Here is a 15656-nt window from a genome sequence, read left to right on the forward strand (position 1 = left end):
CCTCAGCCGGCGGGCGGGGCGGTGCGTGACAGGGCGGGACTGGCCTCCACGCTGGCCAGCCAGGTGGCCAGCTTCGGGTGCGTGGCGCGCCAGCCCAGCTCCGGGATGCGCAGGTCGAGATAACCGAGCGCGCAGGCGGCGGCGACGGCGCCGATATCGGCCAGCCCCTGCGGCGGCATGGCCTCCAGCGCCCCGAGTCCACGCCGGATGGCCGCCATCTGCCGCTCCTGGAAGGCGTGCTGGCGCGGCGCCGGGGCGGCGCCTTCCTCCTGCTGCGCCCGGCTTTGCTGTCGCGCCACGGCGGCGTCGCAAAGGCCGTCCGCCAGGGCCTGCATGGTCAGGCTGGCCAGCCGCGCCGGCCCCGGCGGCGGGAACAGCGGCTGCGCATTGCCCAGCCCGTCCAGGTACTCGCAGATCACCGGGCTGTCGAAGATGGCCGCGCCCTCGGTCGTGACGAGACAGGGCACCTTGCCCAGCGGGTTGGCGGCCAGCAGCGCGCCGGGATTCTCCATCGGGCGGGTGGGGATCAGCTCGATCCGGCCCTGCAGCCCGCGCAGCAGGATGCAGGCCATGACCTTGCGGACATAAGGGCTGGTGGGGGAATGGAAAAGCTGCACGGGCCAGCGCCGCCTTAGCGGAAATTGTCCTTGGCGGTGCGGATGCGGCCCAGCTCCTCCGCGGTTTCGGCGCGCAGGAAGGGGTTGGTCAGCATTTCCTCGCCCAGCGTCACCGGCAGGGTCGGCTTGTTCGCCGCGCGCAGCGCCCGCACCGCCTCCGCCCGCGCCTGGAGGGCGGCGTTGTCCGGCTCCACCGTCACGGCAAAGCGGGCATTGCTTTCGGTGTATTCATGGCCGCAGCAGACCAGCGTCTCGGGCGGCAGGGGCTTCAGCAGGGACAGGGCGCGGAACATGTCGGCCGCCGTGCCTTCCAGCAGCCGGCCGCAGCCGAGCGAGAACAGCGTGTCGCCGCAAAGCAGCACATGGCCTTCTGGGAAATGAAAGGCGATGTGGCCGATGGTGTGGCCGGGGCTGTCGATCACCGCGCCCTCGGTTTCGCCCACCCGCACCGAGTCGCCCGGCGCCACCGCCTGGTCCAGCTTCGGCAGGCGGTGGGCATCGGCCCTGGCGCCGATCACCTTCGCGCCGTAGCGGGCGCGCACCTCCTCCACGCCGGCGATGTGGTCGTCATGGTGGTGGGTCAGCAGGATCAGGTCGCAACGGCCGCCGGCGGCGTCCAGCGCCGCGATGGCCGGCGCGGCCTCGCCAGGATCGCAGATGGCGACCGTGCCGGTGGCCTGGTCGCGCAGCAGCCAGGCGTAATTGTCGGACAGGCAGGGAACGGCCTGGACAGTGACGGGCATGGCATATCTCCTTTTGGCGTGTTGGCCGGCGCGGCGGGGCTGTGCGCCCCGTGGGATCTCGGCCTATATCCAGTCTATGAACTTAGAGGTCCACGGCCACCGGGATTTCTATGCCTCCGCCACCGGGCTGGTGGCGGCCCGCATCCTGCGCGAGCGGCTGCGGCGCTTCTGGCCCAGGCTGGAGCGGCGGGAAATCCTCGGCCTCGGCCATGCCGCCCCCTATCTGCGGCTGTGGCGGGAGGAGGCGGCGCGCATCCTTTGCGCCAGCCTGCCGGAAACCGACACCGTGCCCTGGCCGCCGGACGGCCCCGGCCTGTGCGCCCGGGTCGAGGACGACATCCTGCCTTTTCCAGACCTGTCCTTCGACAACGTGCTGCTGGTGCATGGGCTGGAGCATACCGAGAATGCCCGCCGCATGCTGCGCGAGGTTTGGCGGGTGCTGAAGGATGACGGTTCCCTGCTGATCGTGGCGCCGAATCGGCGTGGCCTGTGGGCGCATGTGGAGAACAACCCCTTCGGCCAGGGGCGCCCTTATTCGCCGGGGCAGCTGGCCCGGCTGCTGAAGCGCAACCTTTTCTCCGTTTCCCGGCGCGACAAGGCGCTGTTCCTGCCACCCTTCCGGTCCCGCCTGATGCTGCGCGGGGCCGGCGCGTGGGAAACCGTGGGGCGCGCGGTGATGCCGCGCTTCGCCGGGGTGGTGATGGTGGAGGCGCGCAAGGAACTCTACGGCGTCATGCCCAAGGCGGCGCAGAAAGTGCCGGGGCGGCGGGTCAAGGTGGTGGAAGGCGCCTGGGCCGCACGCGGAGATGATTTGCCCGCCGCCGCCCGCCATCGGCCATGATCCCGCTCGCACGCCTGTGAAGGCCGAGCCAGGCCGGGTCCATGGGCGCGAACGGGAGGAACCCAATGAATGAACGCATCGTCCTGCCTGACGCCCCGCATCCGGAAGGCGGCGCGCCACCCCCGCGTGGCGCGGGCGCCCCGCGCCAGCTGGCCCCGCTCCAGCCGGCCCGGCGCAGCCTGCTTGGCGGCGCCATCGGGGCGGCGGCGCTGATGCCGGCGCTGATCACCGGGGCCCGTGCTCAGGGGCAGGGCGGCCGCGCCATGGCCCCGGAAGGGCGGGATTACGGCCCGAACGCGCCGGTCAGCCGCTATCCTGACCCCGACATCGTGGCGATCGACCCGAAGCGCTTCACCGCCAGGATCGGCAACACCCGCATCCGCCGGCTGCACACCGGCATGGGCTGGGCGGAGGGGCCGGCCTGGCACGCCGCCGGGCGCTTCCTGATCTGGTCCGACATTCCCGCCAACGAGATCCTGCGCCTGACGGAGGAGGACGAGCATGTGTCCCGCCGCTTCCGCAGCCCGTCCGGCTTCACCAATGGCAACACCTTCGACCGCGAAGGGCGGCAGGTGTCGATGCGCCACTTGAACCGCGACGTCGTCCGCTACGAGCCGGACGGCACGGTGACGGTGCTGGCCGCGCGGGGGCCGGATGGCGAGTTCAACGCGCCGAATGACGGCGTGGTGCATCCGGAGGACGGTTCCATCTGGTTCACCGATCCCGGCTATGGCTCGCTCGTGGCCTATGAGGGGACCCGCGCCGACAATGGCAGCCCGCGCCCCTACATCAAGGAAGCGGTGTACCGCATCGACGGGCAAAGCGGCGCGGTGACCAAGGTGACCGACCAGCCCTTCAAGCCGAACGGCCTGTGCTTCAGCCCCGATTACCGCATCTGCTACGTCGCCGACACCGGCAGCAGCCACTACCCCGAGGCCAAGAACATCATCTGGGCCTTCGACGTGGACGGCGCCACGCTGCGCAACCCGCGGACCTTCGCGAGCATGGAGATGGACGGCAAAAGCGGCCTGGGCGACGGCATGCGCTGCGACATGGCGGGCAATCTGTGGGTTGGCGGCGGCTGGGTGGGGGATGGCTATGACGGGGTGCATGTCTTCGCCCCCGACGGGCAGCGCATCGGGCTGATCCGGCTGCCGGAGATCTGCGCCAATATCTGCTTCGGGGGCGTGCGGCGGAACCAGCTTTTCATGTGCGCCAGCCAGTCGCTTTATGTGGTGCCGGTGGAGGCACAGGGGGCGCATTTCTGTTGAGAGAGAGTGGGGGAGTGGGCGGGCGGATCTCTACCGCACGCCACTTTCCGCCATCTGCATCGTGGCGGAGACGACGAAATCCCGCACTTGCGGCTGAAAGGACAGGCGCAGGCCATCCGGGCCTTGCTCGACCTGCATGTCGGTGGCGGCATCGGCCGGATAGCTTCGCCAGCGGATCTCGCCCGGCTGGTCAGCCAGCTCCACCCGCACCTGCTGGCGGCGCGTGGGATCGGCACCCACGGCGGCCATGGCCATGACGAAGCGGCCATCCTTCCCCAGGAAACCGCACAGCGCCATGCCATCCGGCGCGCCGCCGCGCGGCGCCAGGACTCTGGCATCACGCGGGATGAAGGGCATGAAGGTGGCCAGCGCCGTGGCCGCCGGCTTCGGACGCCCCGCTGGATCGAGGGCGCCGAGCCGCTTGCCCCATTGCTGGTCCTGCGCCTCCCACAACACCAGGGCGGCCGCGCCATCGGTGATCAGCGCCAGGCTCTGCTGGGCGATGTTCAGGCCGTAGCGCAGATCCTCATCCGCGCTAAGGCCGCTGCAGCGGCTCCGCACCGTGGTGCGCGGGCCGCAGGCAAAGGGCGGCTCATTCCAGCGGTCACCATCCGCGTTGTATTCCGTGATGAAGAGTGGCTTGGGCACGGCGGCGATCGCATCCCGCCATTCGCGGTCGAGACGCGCCACGGGCGGCGCGTCATCGATGCGGTTGTCCCAGACATGCGTCGACCAGCCGGCAAGGGCATCGGTGGCCGGCGCGCCGGGCCGCCGCAGCGCCCTGACATAGTCGCGGGCCGCGCGCAGCGAGCCATTGCCGGGGCCAAGCAGGCCGATCTGCCGCAATCCGGCGGCATCCATCTGGGCGCGGAGGCTGCGGATGAAGGTGGCATAGGCCTCGGCGCCGATTTGGGTAGACCATGTGCCTTCAGGCTCGTTGGGGGCCTCAACATAGGCGGGCAGGCAGGCGGGGGAGATCCGTTCGATCTCCAGCAACTGGGCGGTGGTCAGCCGCGCATAATCCTCTACCCTCCCGGCCGGCAGGATCCTGGCGCGGCCTGCCTTGCCGACACGGTCAGCCCGCAAGCTTTCCGGCGCATCCCAGACAATGGCGATTGTTTCGATGCCCAGCCGCGCGAGGAGCGGCATGCTGTTGAGCAGCCTTTCGCGCTGACTGGGAGCAGCGGGGGATGCGCGGACTGTGGGAGGGCCCGCCTGATCCCGGCCTTCATAGGCGGCGCGCAGAATAAGGCGCATGGCCTCCAGGCTGTCACCCGGCCTGATGGCGGCATCGGGGACGGGGGCGGTGATGCTCATTCGCACGAAGCGGGCCTGCATGCGCTCCAGGAAGGCCTGCATCGGCAAGCCCGGACGCAGCGCCGGCAGCCAGACTTGGTAGCCATGGCCCTGGAAGACCTGGCGGCGCTCCGACAGTACCATCTCGGATGCCGCCGCGCCCCCGGAGCCTGCCGCCGCCATCGCCTTGCCGGCCGGCGGCGGGCAGATCAGGGCCGCGGCAAGCCCTGGAAGGCCACGGCGCCTGAGCAATGCGCCGGAACTCACCCCGCCTCAACGCACATCGCGACACCCATCCCGCCGCCGATGCACAGCGTGGCCAGCCCCTTCTTCGCGCCGCGCGCCTTCATCCCGTAGAGCAGGGAGGTCAGCACCCGCGCGCCGGACGCGCCGATCGGATGGCCGAGGGCGATGGCGCCGCCGCTGACATTCACCTTCTCCAGGTCCCAGCCCATGTCCTTGTTCACCGCGCAGGCCTGGGCGGCGAAGGCCTCGTTGGCCTCGATCAGGTCCAGGTCCTGGACGTTCCAGCCGGCTTTCTGCAACGCCTTGCGGCTGGCCGGGATCGGGCCCGTGCCCATGATGGCGGGATCGACGCCAGCCGTGGCCCAGGAGGCGATGCGGGCCAGCGGGGTGATGCCGCGCTTCGCCGCCTCGGCTGCCGACATCACCACCAGCGCCGCCGCGCCGTCATTGATGCCGGACGCATTGCCGGCGGTCACCGTGCCGTCCTTGGCGAAGGCCGGGCGCAGCTTGGCCAGGATTTCCCGCGTGGTTTCCGGCTTCGGGTATTCGTCCATCTCCACCACCGTGTCGCCCTTGCGGCCCTTCACGGTGACCGGCGCGATCTCGGCCTTGAACTGGCCGTTGCGCATCGCCTCGCCCGCCTTCTGCTGGGAGCGGAAAGCGTATTCGTCCTGCTCGTCGCGGCCGATCTGGAATTTCTGCGCCACGTTCTCGGCGGTGTTGCCCATGTGATAGCCGTTGAAGGCATCCCACAACCCGTCGCGGATCATGGTGTCGATCATCTGGAAATCGCCCATCTTCACGCCGCCGCGCAGATTGGCGCAGTGCGGCGCCTGGGACATGCTTTCCTGCCCGCCCGCGAGAACAATGGAGGCGTCGCCCGTCGCCACCTGCTGCGCCGCCAGCGCGACCGCCCGCAGGCCGGAGCCGCAAAGCTGGTTGATGCCGAAGGCGGTGCGCTCCACCGGGATGCCGGCGGCGACGGAAGCCTGGCGGGCCGGGTTCTGGCCGGCGCCGGCCGTCAGGATCTGGCCAAGGATCACCTCGTCCACTTCCTCCGGGGAAACCCCGGCGCGGCTGAGGGCCGCCTCGATGGCGGCGCGGCCCAGCGCATGGGCCGGAAGCGACGCGAAGACGCCATTGAAGGCACCGACGGGCGTGCGCGCGGCAGAGGCGATGACGATGTCGCTCATGGGCTGGAACTCTCCTCGGGATGGTCGGGCCGGTGCACCGGCCACGTTCTCGCGGGGTTAATGTGCGTCCGCACCCCCCCTCGCGGCAAGGGCGGGGTGCGAGACGGGGCGGGACGGGTACGGGTGGGTTGTGCGCGCTCCGTTCCGCGCTAAGTTGGCCGTCAATCCTGGGGTGCCCGCGCGGCGGGCTGAGACGGCGCCATGCCGAACCCATCGAACCTGATCCGGGTCATGCCGGCGGAGGAAGGAGCAAGGCGCCCATCATCGTGGGCGCATTCCCTTGTTCCGGCGGCATGAACCCCCCGAGCCGGAGGGGCCGCCACCATGGACTTCCCATCTGCGGACTTCCCACCTACTGCCGCCACCCCGCGCGTGCTGGTGATCGGCGCGGGCGTGACCGGGCTGGTGGCCGCCACGGTGCTGGCCGAGCGGGGTGCCAGGGTTTCGGTGATCCACCGGCCGGACCCCGCCGGTCGCGCTTCTCATTTCGCCGGCGGCATGCTGGCCCCCTGGTGCGAGGCGGCCGATGCCTCGCCGGCGGTGGCGGCGGAAGGGGAGGCGTCCATCCCCTGGTGGCAGGCCCGCTTCGCCGGCACCCACCGCGCCGGCAGCCTGGTGCTGGCTTCCCCGCGGGACCAGGGGGAGCTGGACCGCTTCGCCCGCCGCACCGCCCGGCACCAGGCCCTGGATGCCGCTGCCGTGGCGGCGCTGGAGCCCGACCTCGCCGGGCGCTTTCCGCGCGGCCTGTTCTTTCCGGAGGAAGCGCATCTCGATCCCCGCGCCGCCCTCGCGGCGCTGGCGGACCGGCTGGCCGCGCGTAGCGCCACCATCGGGGAAGGGGAGGCCGAAAGCTTTCCCGATGATGGCTTCGACCATGTGCTGGATTGCCGCGGCCACGCGGCGGCGCCGGACTGGCCGGCCCTGCGCGGCGTGCGGGGGGAGATGCTGCTGCTGCGCTGCCCCGAGGTGACGCTGGCCCGCCCGGTGCGGCTGCTGCATCCGCGCATCCCGCTCTACATCGTGCCGCGCGGCGGGGGCATCTTCATGGTGGGCGCCACCATGGTGGAAAGCGCCGACCGCCGCCCCGTCACCGCGCGCGCCGCCATGGAATTGCTGAACGCCGCCTATGCCCTGCACCCGGCCTTCGCCGAGGCGGAGATCCTGGAGATGGGCAGCAACATCCGCCCCGCCTTGCCGGACAACCTGCCGGATCTGCGGCGGGAAGGGCGCGTGCTGCGCCTGAATGGCATGTACCGGCATGGCTTCCTGCTGGCGCCCGCCCTGGCCGAGCGTGCCGCTGCCCTGCTGCTGGGCCGTTCCGCCACCATGGCCAGCCTCCCCGCGGCCAGCCCCAAGAAAGGAGAAGCATGACCATCATCGTCAACGGCAAGCCGCGCGAGGTGAAGGCCGCGACCCTGGACGCGGTGCTGGCCGAGCTGGGCTATAACGGTGCGCATGTCGCCACCGCCCATCGCGGCGAATTCGTTCCCGCCGCCGCCCGTGCCGCCTGCCGGCTGGAGGAAGGCGACCGGGTGGAAATCCTGTCGCCGATCGGAGGAGGCTGAGCCGATGCTGGTTTATGGCACCGAACTGCGCTCCCGCCTGTTGCTGGGCACCGCGCAATATCCATCCCCCGCCGTGCTGGCCGAGGCGGTGCGCGCCTCGGGCGCCGAGGTGGTGACGGTTTCGCTCCGCCGTGAAGGGGTGGCCGGCGGCGGGCAGGGCTTCTGGCAATTGGTGCGGGATCTGGGGGTGCGGGTGCTGCCCAACACCGCCGGCTGCCACACGGTGAAGGAAGCCGTGACCACCGCCCGGATGGCGCGGGAGGTGTTCAGCACCCCCTGGATCAAGCTGGAGGTGATCGGCGAGGACGACACGCTGCAACCGGATGTCTTCGGCCTGGTGGAAGCGGCGCGCATCCTGTCCGCCGAGGGCTTCCAGGTGTTCCCCTACACCACGGACGACCTTGTGGTGGCCGGGCGGCTGCTGGATGCGGGCTGCCAGGTGCTGATGCCCTGGGGCGCCCCCATCGGCTCCGGCCGGGGCATCAACAATCCCTACGCGCTGCGATCCCTCAGGGCGCATTTTCCCAACGTGCCGCTGGTGGTGGATGCCGGGATCGGCCTGCCTTCCCATGCCGCGCAGGCCATGGAGCTGGGCTATGACGCGGTGCTGCTGAACACGGCGGTGGCCAGGGCCGGCGACCCGGTGCGCATGGCGCGCGCCATGGCGCGGGCGGTGGAGGCGGGGCGCCTCGCCTTCGAGGCCGATCCGATGGAGGCGCGCGACATGGCCGCGCCGTCCAGCCCGGTGATCGGCATGCCGGTGTTCGGCGCATGACGCTGCCTTCCCGCTTTTATCCGGTGGTGCCGGATGCCGCCTGGGTGCGCCGCGTGGCGCTGGCCGGCGCCCGCTTCGTGCAGTTGCGGCTGAAGGATGCCACCGAGGACGAGATCCGCCGCCAGGCCGCCGAGGCCGATGCCGCATGCCGCGCCGAGGGCGCCACGCTGGTGCTGAACGACCATTGGCGGGTGGCCATCGAGCTGCGGCTGGACTGGCTGCATCTGGGGCAGGAGGACCTGCTGGAAGCCGACCTGCCGGCGATCCGCGCCGCCGGGCTGCGCCTCGGCGTCAGCACCCATTCGCATGAGGAACTGGAGGCGGCCCTGGCGGCGCGGCCGGATTACGTGGCGCTCGGCCCGGTCTACCCGACCACCCTGAAGAAGATGCCCTGGGCGCCGCAGGGGCTGGAACGGCTCGGCGAATGGAAGCGGCGGATCGGTGCACTGCCGCTGGTGGCGATCGGCGGCATCAGCCTGGAACGGGCGGCGGGGTGCCTGGCCGCCGGGGCCGATGCGGTGGCGGTGGTGTCGGATGTGGTGAACCACCCTGCACCGGAGCAGCGCGTGGCGGAATGGCGCGCGCTGGATGGCGCCGCGCCGGGCTGAGGCGCCGCGCCTTACCTGCCCAGCCGCTGGAGCCACGCATCCAGCGGCTGCCACAAGGCCGCCTCGGCCCGGCTGCCGGCGGCCATGCCGATATGCCCGGCCGCCACCATCTCCTGATGGGCATCCGGCAGCGCCCGCGCCAGCGCCAGGGCCGAAGCGGGCGGCACGATCCGGTCACCGCGCGGAATGGCGGCGAAGGCGGGAATGCGGAGGGCGGCGGGCTCCACCACCCCGCCGGCCACGCGCCACCGGCCCTGGCCGGGATCGTTGCGGCCATACCACCCGGCCAGCACTTCCCGCGCCACCGGGGCGGCCAATGGCACGCCGTCATTCAGCCAGTCCTCCAGCGCCACGAACAGCCGGGCCCGTGGCGAGTCCTGCGGCAGCGCGGCAAAGGCGCGGAACTTGGCCGCCAGCGCCCAGGGGTCGATCCCCGCGAACAGCGACTGGATGAGATCCACGGACAAGGCGCCGGTTGCTTCCAGCCCTGGTTCCAGCCCCGGCAGCAGCGCGGCCAGGGCGGCGGCGCGCGACGCGGCGTCCACCCCGCCGGCATGGAAGTCCCAGGGCGTGGCCAGCAGGGCAAGGCCCTGTAGCCGCTCCGGCCGGCGCAGGGCCGTGGCCAGCGCCAGCAGCCCGCCCATGCAATAGCCCAGCAGCGCCACCCTGCCGGCCGGCATGGCGCCCAGGGCGCGTTCCAGTCGCCCGGCGATGTAGTCCGTCAGGGTGAAGCCGCGTTCCACCTCCTCCGGCCAGCCCCAGTCCAGCAGCAGCACGCGGTGGCCGCGCCCCGCCAGCCAGCGCAGCATGGAATGGCCCGGCAGCAGGTCCAGCACATGGGCGCGGTTGACCAGGGACGGCACCACCAGCAGGGGCGAGCCATCCCCTCCGTAATCCAGGAGGCGGGAGCCGCCTTCCCGCCAGATCGCCGGCGGCTCCGGCATGTCCCGCGCGAAGGGGTGGCGGCGATAGGCTGCGATGCCGGCGATCAAGGCGCGATCCTGCCGCGCCAATTGCCGCATCACCGCCGCCTGCAAGGCTTCAGGCGGGTGGCCGGCGGCGGCGAGGGCGCTGGCGATCCGGTGGATTTCCCGCTGGCCGGCCGGAGACACCGGCCATGGGAGGTTCGGTCCCCACTTGTCCTGTTCCGGCGTTCTGGGCCAGCCGCTGTTCCAGCTCATCGATGCGGCGGAGCAGGGCGGCATGCCGCTCGGCGGCCGGATCGCCCGCAGCGCCAGCATCGCCCCCACCGCGCGCATCAGCGCCAGTTGCAGGTGCAGCGGCAGCGGCCGTGGGCCGCGACGGCGCAGCGGTGCCGTCACCCGTCCGCTCCGGACCGGAAGCCGCCATCGGGAAGCCGGCAAAAGGGAAGCCCGCGGATGCCATGCCGGGCGGCATGGCGCCGGGTGTGGGGAATCCCGTGCCGGGGAAGCCGGCGGTTAAGCCGCCCGGGAAACCACCAGGGAAACCGCCCGGAAAGCCATTCGGGAAGCCGCGTGGTGGCGGCATGCTCAGGACCCGCATCCAGGCCGCCGCCAGGGCCGCCCAGCTGGCCCAGGCTTCCGCCCATTCGCGGTCCGCCGCCAGTGCCGAGATCTCGCTCTGCCACAATGCGATCCAATCCTCCGCCAGGCCTTCCAGGATGTCCGATCCCGGCTGGCCAGCGCCTTGCTCCGGTGGTTCCTCGGGCCGTGCCATGTGCCTTTCGCTGCCACCTCCGGTTCCTGCGGCCGGAACATAGCGCGGTGCCCCGGCGGGGAAAGGGCGCGCATCGCGGGATGCACCAAAGCGGTGCTGCGACTGCGTGATCACGTTCGCGCTGCGCCTGCGTCATGGTAGCGTCGGAAACCAGCGAAACGGCTGGCGGATCTCGCAGTCAGGGAGGGGCGAATGTCTGAAGCGGTACAACAACCGTCCGAAATGTCGACGAAACCCACGGTTGTCATCAAGAAATACGCCAACCGCCGGCTCTATAACACCGAGGCATCTTCTTACGTGACGCTGGATGATCTGGCGCGAATGGTGCGCGAAGGCCGCGATTTTGCCGTGTATGATGCAAAGTCCGGAGAGGATATCACCCGAAGCGTTCTGACGCAGATCATTGTCGAGGAAGAATCCAAGGGACGCAGCATGCTTCCCACCTCCTTCCTGCGGCAGCTCATCGGCCTTTATGGCGACAGCCTCCAATCGCTGGTCCCCCGCTATTTGGAGATGACCATGGGGAGCTTTGCGCGTCAGCAGGAACAAATGCGCGTATCGGTTGAACAATCAATGGGTGGGTTCAATCCCATGACTAGCCTGGAAGAACTGGGCAAGCAAAACATCGCCATGATGGAACGCGCCATGTCGCTGTTCTCACCCTTTACGCGCCGTGAACAATCGGCCACCAGTGGCGAAAGTGAGGAAGTTGCAGCGCTAAAGGCAGAAATTCGCCTTTTGCGCGAACAACTCAGCAAGAAAAATTAATTAAACTAAAAGAGTTGTGACCTCACGCAACTATTAAGTGATCACGGGCTTTTTAGATCGAGGGTAACGAAATACGATAAACAAGCAGCCTCAGGCTCGTATTTTAGGTTCTGTTCAATTTTTCAGCCTGACAGGTAGAGCATGGCCGACACCGATGCGGGCAGCATCACCCCTGGTGATGAACCCGAGGAAACTTCGACGCAGCGCGCCCGTCTCGCCGACAAGCATGTCGGCGCGCGGATCCGCGAAAGACGGCTGATGCTGGGATTGTCCCAGCAGCAGCTAGCCAGCATGATCGGCGTGACCTATCAGCAGGCCCACAAGTACGAGCGCGGCCTCAACCGCATCTCGGCCGGGCGCCTGTTCGAGATCGCGACCGTGCTGGCGGTTCCCGTATCCTGGTTCTTCGAGGGCCTGCAGGAGGATGGCGAAAGCCAGCCGCTTGGCATGCGCCAGCGCATGTGCCTGGAGCTGGCGCGCAACTTCGCCCAGATCACCAACGAGAAGCACCAGGAAGCACTGAGCCAGATGGCCAGGGCGCTGGCCGCCCAGTCGCAGGGCCGGCCGGTGGATTGATCGCCGCGCGGCGAACCGCCGCACGGAAACCTGTCTGCGGGGCCTCGGGCCCGGCAACAAATCATGGCGTGGCCGAGGCCACGCGACGGAGCCGCCGGAAACCGGCGGTGAGAGGCGGTGGATGTCGGTCAAAGCCGAGCCCCGCTGCCCTCCACGCATGACCCGGGCTGTTTCCGGTTGCCCATTGACGAGACGCTCCTGACCGCGCCGCAAAAACGCGGATCGGCATCCCTGACCCCTGCGCGGGGACAGGGCTCCGCCAGGAGGCCCGTCCCCGTCTCCCGATCAGGCAGGGTCGCAGGCGGTCACCGGCGGGCTGGCCGCCTCGATCAGCGCGCCGGCCGCCAGCAGCACATCTTCCCGGAACCGCCCGGCCACCAGCTGCACCCCGACCGGCGCCGCGCCATGCGGGCCTTCCACTTGCCCGGTGGCGAGGGTGAGTGCGGGAACGCCCATCAGCGGCAGCGCGATCTGCGGCAACTGCGCTTCCACCACCCGCTCAAAGGCTTCCGGGGAACTGACATCGAGCATGTCCGGGAAAGGCAGTTCGCCACAGGGCGGCAGCAGCAGCAGGGGATAATCCCGCAGGAACAGCTGCCATTGCCGGACCAGGCCGGCACGCGCCTGCAAGGCATCATGGAAGCCGTCCAGGTCGCACGGGCCGGCCAGCCTTTCCATCTGCGCATAGATGAAGCTGGCATCGGGGTCGCCCTCGCGCGCGACGGCCGCGGCGCCGTTGCGGCGGAACTCCGCCATCCAGAGATGCGCCTGCAACCGGGCCGGCTCGCGCAGCGGCGGGCAGGGCGTCTCGACAATGCTCCAGCCCGCTTCCTGCAACGCCAGCGCGGCCTGACGCAGCGCGCGCTCAAGGGCCGGATCGGTGTTCAGGCCTTCCGGCCTGACGCAAAGCGCGGCGCGCTTCGGCAGGGCGGGGCCCTCCAGTGGCGCCGGCACCCACCACGGATCATGCGCGTCCTCCGCGCTCATGGCCTGCAGGGCGAGCCGGAGGTCTGCCACCGAGCGCGCCAGCGGGCCGGACACCGCCATGATCTGGGCGCCGATGGCCCGCTCCGGCCCCGAGGCGTTCCAGGCGGGAATGCGGCCCAGCGAGGGGCGCAGGCCATGCACGCCGCAGACATAGGCCGGAAAGCGAATCGAGCCAGCGATGTCGGTGCCATGGGCGATGGCACCGATGCCGGCCGCCACCGCCGCGCCCGCCCCGCCGGAGGAGCCGCCCGGGGTGAGCGCCGGGTTGCGCGGGTTGCGGGTGGCGCCATGCAGGCTGTTGCGGGTGAACCAGCGCAGCGAGAAGGCGGGCGTGTTGGTGCGGCCGATGATCACCGCGCCGGCCTTGCGCAGATTGGCCACCACGGGATTGTCGGTGGCGGCGATGAGGTCGCGCTGGATGCGCAAGCCATTGGTGGTGGCATGCCCCTTCTGGTCCATGTTCACCTTGACCGTCACAGGCACGCCGGCCAGCGGGCCCGGGGTGGCGCCGCGGGCCAGGGCAGCATCCACGGCGTCGGCGGCGGCGAGCGCCTCCTCCGGCATGGCCGCGACCACGGCATTGATGGCAGGGTTGACGGCGGCCTGGCGGGCCAGGGCGGATTCGGTGGCCTGCCGCGCCGTGATGGTTCGCGCGGCGATGCGGGACGCGATTTCGGTGGCGCTCAGGCGCCAAAGGTCATTGGTCATTCCGGAACTCCCTGCGGTGTCGCCCGCCGAGTGTCGGGGCAGGGCGTGCCGCCGCCAAGCGGCGTTTTTCCGCGGCGGTGGCCGGTTCCGGCATGGCGTGGCATTCCCGGACCGGGTGGCGCCGGAACGGCGACTCACCGGGATGTGGCAGGAGACATGCATGATCCATCGCGTCGCCCGGCGGGCCTCGGGGATGCTCCTCCCTTTCCTGGAAGGGCCGCGGGGGATGGCGGTCATGCTGGGCCTGGCGCTGCTTGTTCTCGCCGGCTGCGGCCTGCCGCCGCCGGAAGGGCGGCCGCCCAGCGTGGCGCTGGCGCAGGAGGACGCCCGGAACACGCCGCTCGGTCAGGCGGTGGCCGGGCTGTCGGCGCGGCATCCCGGCCTGACCGGCATCCACGCTCTGGCAGAGGCGCGCGATGCCTTCGCGGCCCGCGTCCTGCTGGCCCGCGCCGCGCGGAAGACGCTGGATGTGCAGTATTACATCTGGCATGGCGACCTGACGGGAACGCTGCTGCTCGACGAGTTGCGCGCCGCGGCCGAGCGCGGGGTGCGGGTGCGCCTGCTGCTCGACGACAACGGCACCTCCGGCCTGGATGCGCGGCTGGCGGCGCTGCATGCCCATCCGGGCATCGAGGTGCGCCTGTTCAATCCCTTCGCCGTCCGTCATCCGAAGTGGATCGGCTTCCTGACCGATTTTTCCCGCGCCAACCGGCGCATGCACAACAAGTCCTTCACCGCCGACAGCCAGGCCACCATCGTTGGCGGCCGCAATGTGGGGGATGAATATTTCGGCGCGGCCGAGGGCGCGCTGTTCGCCGACCTGGACGTGCTGGCCATCGGTGCCGTGGTGCCGGAGGTGGCGGCGGATTTCGACCGCTACTGGGCCAGCCTTTCCTCCTATCCCGTGGACCTCATCCTGCCGCCTCCGGACCGCGAACAACTGCCGGCCCTGCGCGCCGCGGCCGAGGAAGTGACGCAATCGCCGGCGGCCCTCCGCTATGTCGGGGCGATCCGGGACCTGCCATCCATCCGGCAATTGCTGGATGGCGAGCTGGCGCTGGAATGGGCGCCGGTGCGCATGGTCAGCGACGATCCGGCGAAGGGGTTGGGGCGGGCGGCGCCGGAAGGGTTGCTGACCAGCCAGCTCGCCGAGATCCTCGACACGCCGGAGCGCGAGCTGGAGCTGGTTTCGCCTTACTTCGTGCCCGCCGAGGCCGGCACCGCATTCTTCGCGGGGCTGGCCAGAAGCGGCGTCCGGGTGCGCGTCCTGACCAATTCCCTGGCTTCCACCGACGTGACGGCGGTGCATGCGGGCTATGCCCGGCGGCGGGAGGATCTGCTGGCCGCCGGGGTCGTGCTGTATGAGCTGCGCCGCCTCGGCCCCGGCGCGGGAGAGCGCAATGACAGCGCCGGGCCCTTCGGCAGCTCCGGCTCCAGCCTGCATGCCAAGACCTTTGCGGTGGACCGGCGGCGGGTTTTCGTGGGGTCGTTCAACTTCGATCCGCGCTCGGCCAACCTGAACACGGAGCTGGGCTTCGTGATCGAAAGCCCGGTTCTGGCGGATGCCATCCGGCGGGCTTTCGACCAGGCGATACCGGCCACGTCCTACAAGGCCGGCTTGACGGCCGACGGCCGGTTGTTCTGGACGGAAAACCTCGATGGAAGCGTGGTCCGGCACGAGACCGAGCCACAGGCCAGCCTGCTGCAACGCCTGCTGGTGTCGGTGCTGATGCGCCTGCCCATCGAATGGATGCTGTGAGCGCC

15 protein-coding genes and 1 riboswitch are annotated in these 15656 nt (G+C 70.4%); of the genes, 9 read left to right on the forward strand and 6 right to left on the reverse strand.

The annotated features are described in order from the left end of the window. Positions 1–2: 2 nt before the first annotated feature. Complete coding sequence (locus F0Q34_RS01825) at positions 3–617, reverse strand: glutathione S-transferase N-terminal domain-containing protein (protein WP_149810422.1); 615 nt, start codon at positions 615–617, stop codon at positions 3–5. A 14-nt stretch (positions 618–631) separates the two neighbouring features. Continuing rightward, complete coding sequence (gloB, locus tag F0Q34_RS01830; protein WP_149810423.1) at positions 632–1360, reverse strand: hydroxyacylglutathione hydrolase; 729 nt, start codon at positions 1358–1360, stop codon at positions 632–634. Between the two features lie 76 nt (positions 1361–1436). Between gloB and F0Q34_RS01835 the strand changes: the two genes are divergently transcribed. Continuing rightward, positions 1437–2201 (forward strand): methyltransferase domain-containing protein, encoded by a 765-nt coding sequence (locus F0Q34_RS01835; protein WP_149810424.1) that lies wholly within the window; start codon positions 1437–1439, stop codon positions 2199–2201. A gap of 65 nt (positions 2202–2266) precedes the next feature. Next, positions 2267–3472 carry an SMP-30/gluconolactonase/LRE family protein gene (locus F0Q34_RS01840; RefSeq protein WP_241665261.1) on the forward strand — a complete coding sequence of 402 codons (1206 nt, stop codon included), beginning with the start codon at positions 2267–2269 and terminating at the stop codon, positions 3470–3472. Between the two features lie 30 nt (positions 3473–3502). Here F0Q34_RS01840 and F0Q34_RS01845 read toward each other — a convergent pair whose 3' ends face one another. Then, positions 3503–4912: a hypothetical protein gene (locus tag F0Q34_RS01845; RefSeq protein WP_149810425.1), complete on the reverse strand. Its 1410-nt coding sequence runs from the start codon at positions 4910–4912 to the stop codon at positions 3503–3505. Between the two features lie 119 nt (positions 4913–5031). Continuing rightward, complete coding sequence (locus F0Q34_RS01850) at positions 5032–6207, reverse strand: acetyl-CoA C-acetyltransferase (RefSeq protein ID WP_149810426.1); 1176 nt, start codon at positions 6205–6207, stop codon at positions 5032–5034. A gap of 158 nt (positions 6208–6365) precedes the next feature. After that, a riboswitch (TPP riboswitch) is annotated at positions 6366–6470 on the forward strand. A 61-nt stretch (positions 6471–6531) separates the two neighbouring features. On the opposite strand from F0Q34_RS01850, the gene F0Q34_RS01855 reads away from it, so the two are divergent. Genes F0Q34_RS01855 through F0Q34_RS01870 form a run of 4 tightly spaced genes read left to right on the forward strand, consistent with a single transcriptional unit; the run spans position 6532 to position 9155 of the window. Then, complete coding sequence (locus tag F0Q34_RS01855; RefSeq protein WP_149810427.1) at positions 6532–7578, forward strand: FAD-dependent oxidoreductase; 1047 nt, start codon at positions 6532–6534, stop codon at positions 7576–7578. Then, positions 7575–7772 (forward strand): sulfur carrier protein ThiS, encoded by a 198-nt coding sequence (thiS, locus tag F0Q34_RS01860; RefSeq protein WP_149810428.1) that lies wholly within the window; start codon positions 7575–7577, stop codon positions 7770–7772. Before F0Q34_RS01855 ends, thiS begins: the two co-directional genes overlap by 4 nt. 4 nt (positions 7773–7776) lie before the next feature. Continuing rightward, a complete protein-coding gene (locus F0Q34_RS01865) occupies positions 7777–8547 on the forward strand; it encodes a thiazole synthase (RefSeq protein WP_149810429.1) in 771 nt (256 codons plus the stop codon). Continuing rightward, positions 8544–9155, forward strand: a complete 612-nt coding sequence (locus F0Q34_RS01870; RefSeq protein WP_149810430.1) for a thiamine phosphate synthase — start codon at positions 8544–8546, stop codon at positions 9153–9155. The genes F0Q34_RS01865 and F0Q34_RS01870 overlap by 4 nt, the downstream gene beginning before the upstream one ends. An 11-nt stretch (positions 9156–9166) precedes the next feature. Here F0Q34_RS01870 and F0Q34_RS01875 read toward each other — a convergent pair whose 3' ends face one another. Next, on the reverse strand, positions 9167–10477 hold the full coding sequence (locus F0Q34_RS01875) for an alpha/beta fold hydrolase (protein ID WP_241665262.1): 1311 nt from the start codon (positions 10475–10477) through the stop codon (positions 9167–9169). Positions 10478–11045: 568 nt separating this feature from the next. Here F0Q34_RS01875 and phaR point away from each other — a divergent pair. After that, positions 11046–11621, forward strand: a complete 576-nt coding sequence (phaR, locus tag F0Q34_RS01880; protein WP_149810432.1) for a polyhydroxyalkanoate synthesis repressor PhaR — start codon at positions 11046–11048, stop codon at positions 11619–11621. A gap of 141 nt (positions 11622–11762) precedes the next feature. Next, a complete protein-coding gene (locus tag F0Q34_RS01885) occupies positions 11763–12197 on the forward strand; it encodes a helix-turn-helix domain-containing protein (RefSeq protein WP_149810433.1) in 435 nt (144 codons plus the stop codon). A gap of 285 nt (positions 12198–12482) precedes the next feature. Here the strand turns inward: F0Q34_RS01885 and F0Q34_RS01890 are convergent, their stop codons facing one another. Next, a complete protein-coding gene (locus F0Q34_RS01890) occupies positions 12483–13892 on the reverse strand; it encodes an amidase family protein (RefSeq protein ID WP_149810434.1) in 1410 nt (469 codons plus the stop codon). Positions 13893–14052: 160 nt separating this feature from the next. Here F0Q34_RS01890 and F0Q34_RS01895 point away from each other — a divergent pair, with 160 nt between their 5' ends. After that, positions 14053–15651 (forward strand): phospholipase D family protein, encoded by a 1599-nt coding sequence (locus tag F0Q34_RS01895; protein WP_206667937.1) that lies wholly within the window; start codon positions 14053–14055, stop codon positions 15649–15651. Positions 15652–15656: the final 5 nt, after the last annotated feature.

The sequence above is a fragment of the Teichococcus oryzae genome, assembly GCF_008386565.1.
Lineage (GTDB): Bacteria > Pseudomonadota > Alphaproteobacteria > Acetobacterales > Acetobacteraceae > Pseudoroseomonas > Pseudoroseomonas oryzae.

Bases quoted from the DNA above. Each gene is read 5' to 3' on its own strand.
- F0Q34_RS01840 (WP_241665261.1), top strand. From the start codon at position 2,267: ATGAATGAACGCATCGTCCTGCCTGACGCCCCGCATCCGGAAGGCGGC.
- F0Q34_RS01855 (WP_149810427.1), top strand. From the start codon at position 6,532: ATGGACTTCCCATCTGCGGACTTCCCACCTACTGCCGCCACCCCGCGC.
- phaR (WP_149810432.1), top strand. From the start codon at position 11,046: ATGTCTGAAGCGGTACAACAACCGTCCGAAATGTCGACGAAACCCACG.
- F0Q34_RS01890 (WP_149810434.1), bottom strand. From the start codon at position 13,892: ATGACCAATGACCTTTGGCGCCTGAGCGCCACCGAAATCGCGTCCCGC.
- F0Q34_RS01885 (WP_149810433.1), top strand. From the start codon at position 11,763: ATGGCCGACACCGATGCGGGCAGCATCACCCCTGGTGATGAACCCGAG.
- F0Q34_RS01870 (WP_149810430.1), top strand. From the start codon at position 8,544: ATGACGCTGCCTTCCCGCTTTTATCCGGTGGTGCCGGATGCCGCCTGG.
- F0Q34_RS01865 (WP_149810429.1), top strand. From the start codon at position 7,777: ATGCTGGTTTATGGCACCGAACTGCGCTCCCGCCTGTTGCTGGGCACC.
- thiS (WP_149810428.1), top strand. From the start codon at position 7,575: ATGACCATCATCGTCAACGGCAAGCCGCGCGAGGTGAAGGCCGCGACC.
- F0Q34_RS01850 (WP_149810426.1), bottom strand. From the start codon at position 6,207: ATGAGCGACATCGTCATCGCCTCTGCCGCGCGCACGCCCGTCGGTGCC.
- gloB (WP_149810423.1), bottom strand. From the start codon at position 1,360: ATGCCCGTCACTGTCCAGGCCGTTCCCTGCCTGTCCGACAATTACGCC.
- F0Q34_RS01895 (WP_206667937.1), top strand. From the start codon at position 14,053: ATGATCCATCGCGTCGCCCGGCGGGCCTCGGGGATGCTCCTCCCTTTC.
- F0Q34_RS01835 (WP_149810424.1), top strand. From the start codon at position 1,437: ATGAACTTAGAGGTCCACGGCCACCGGGATTTCTATGCCTCCGCCACC.
- F0Q34_RS01845 (WP_149810425.1), bottom strand. From the start codon at position 4,912: ATGGTACTGTCGGAGCGCCGCCAGGTCTTCCAGGGCCATGGCTACCAA.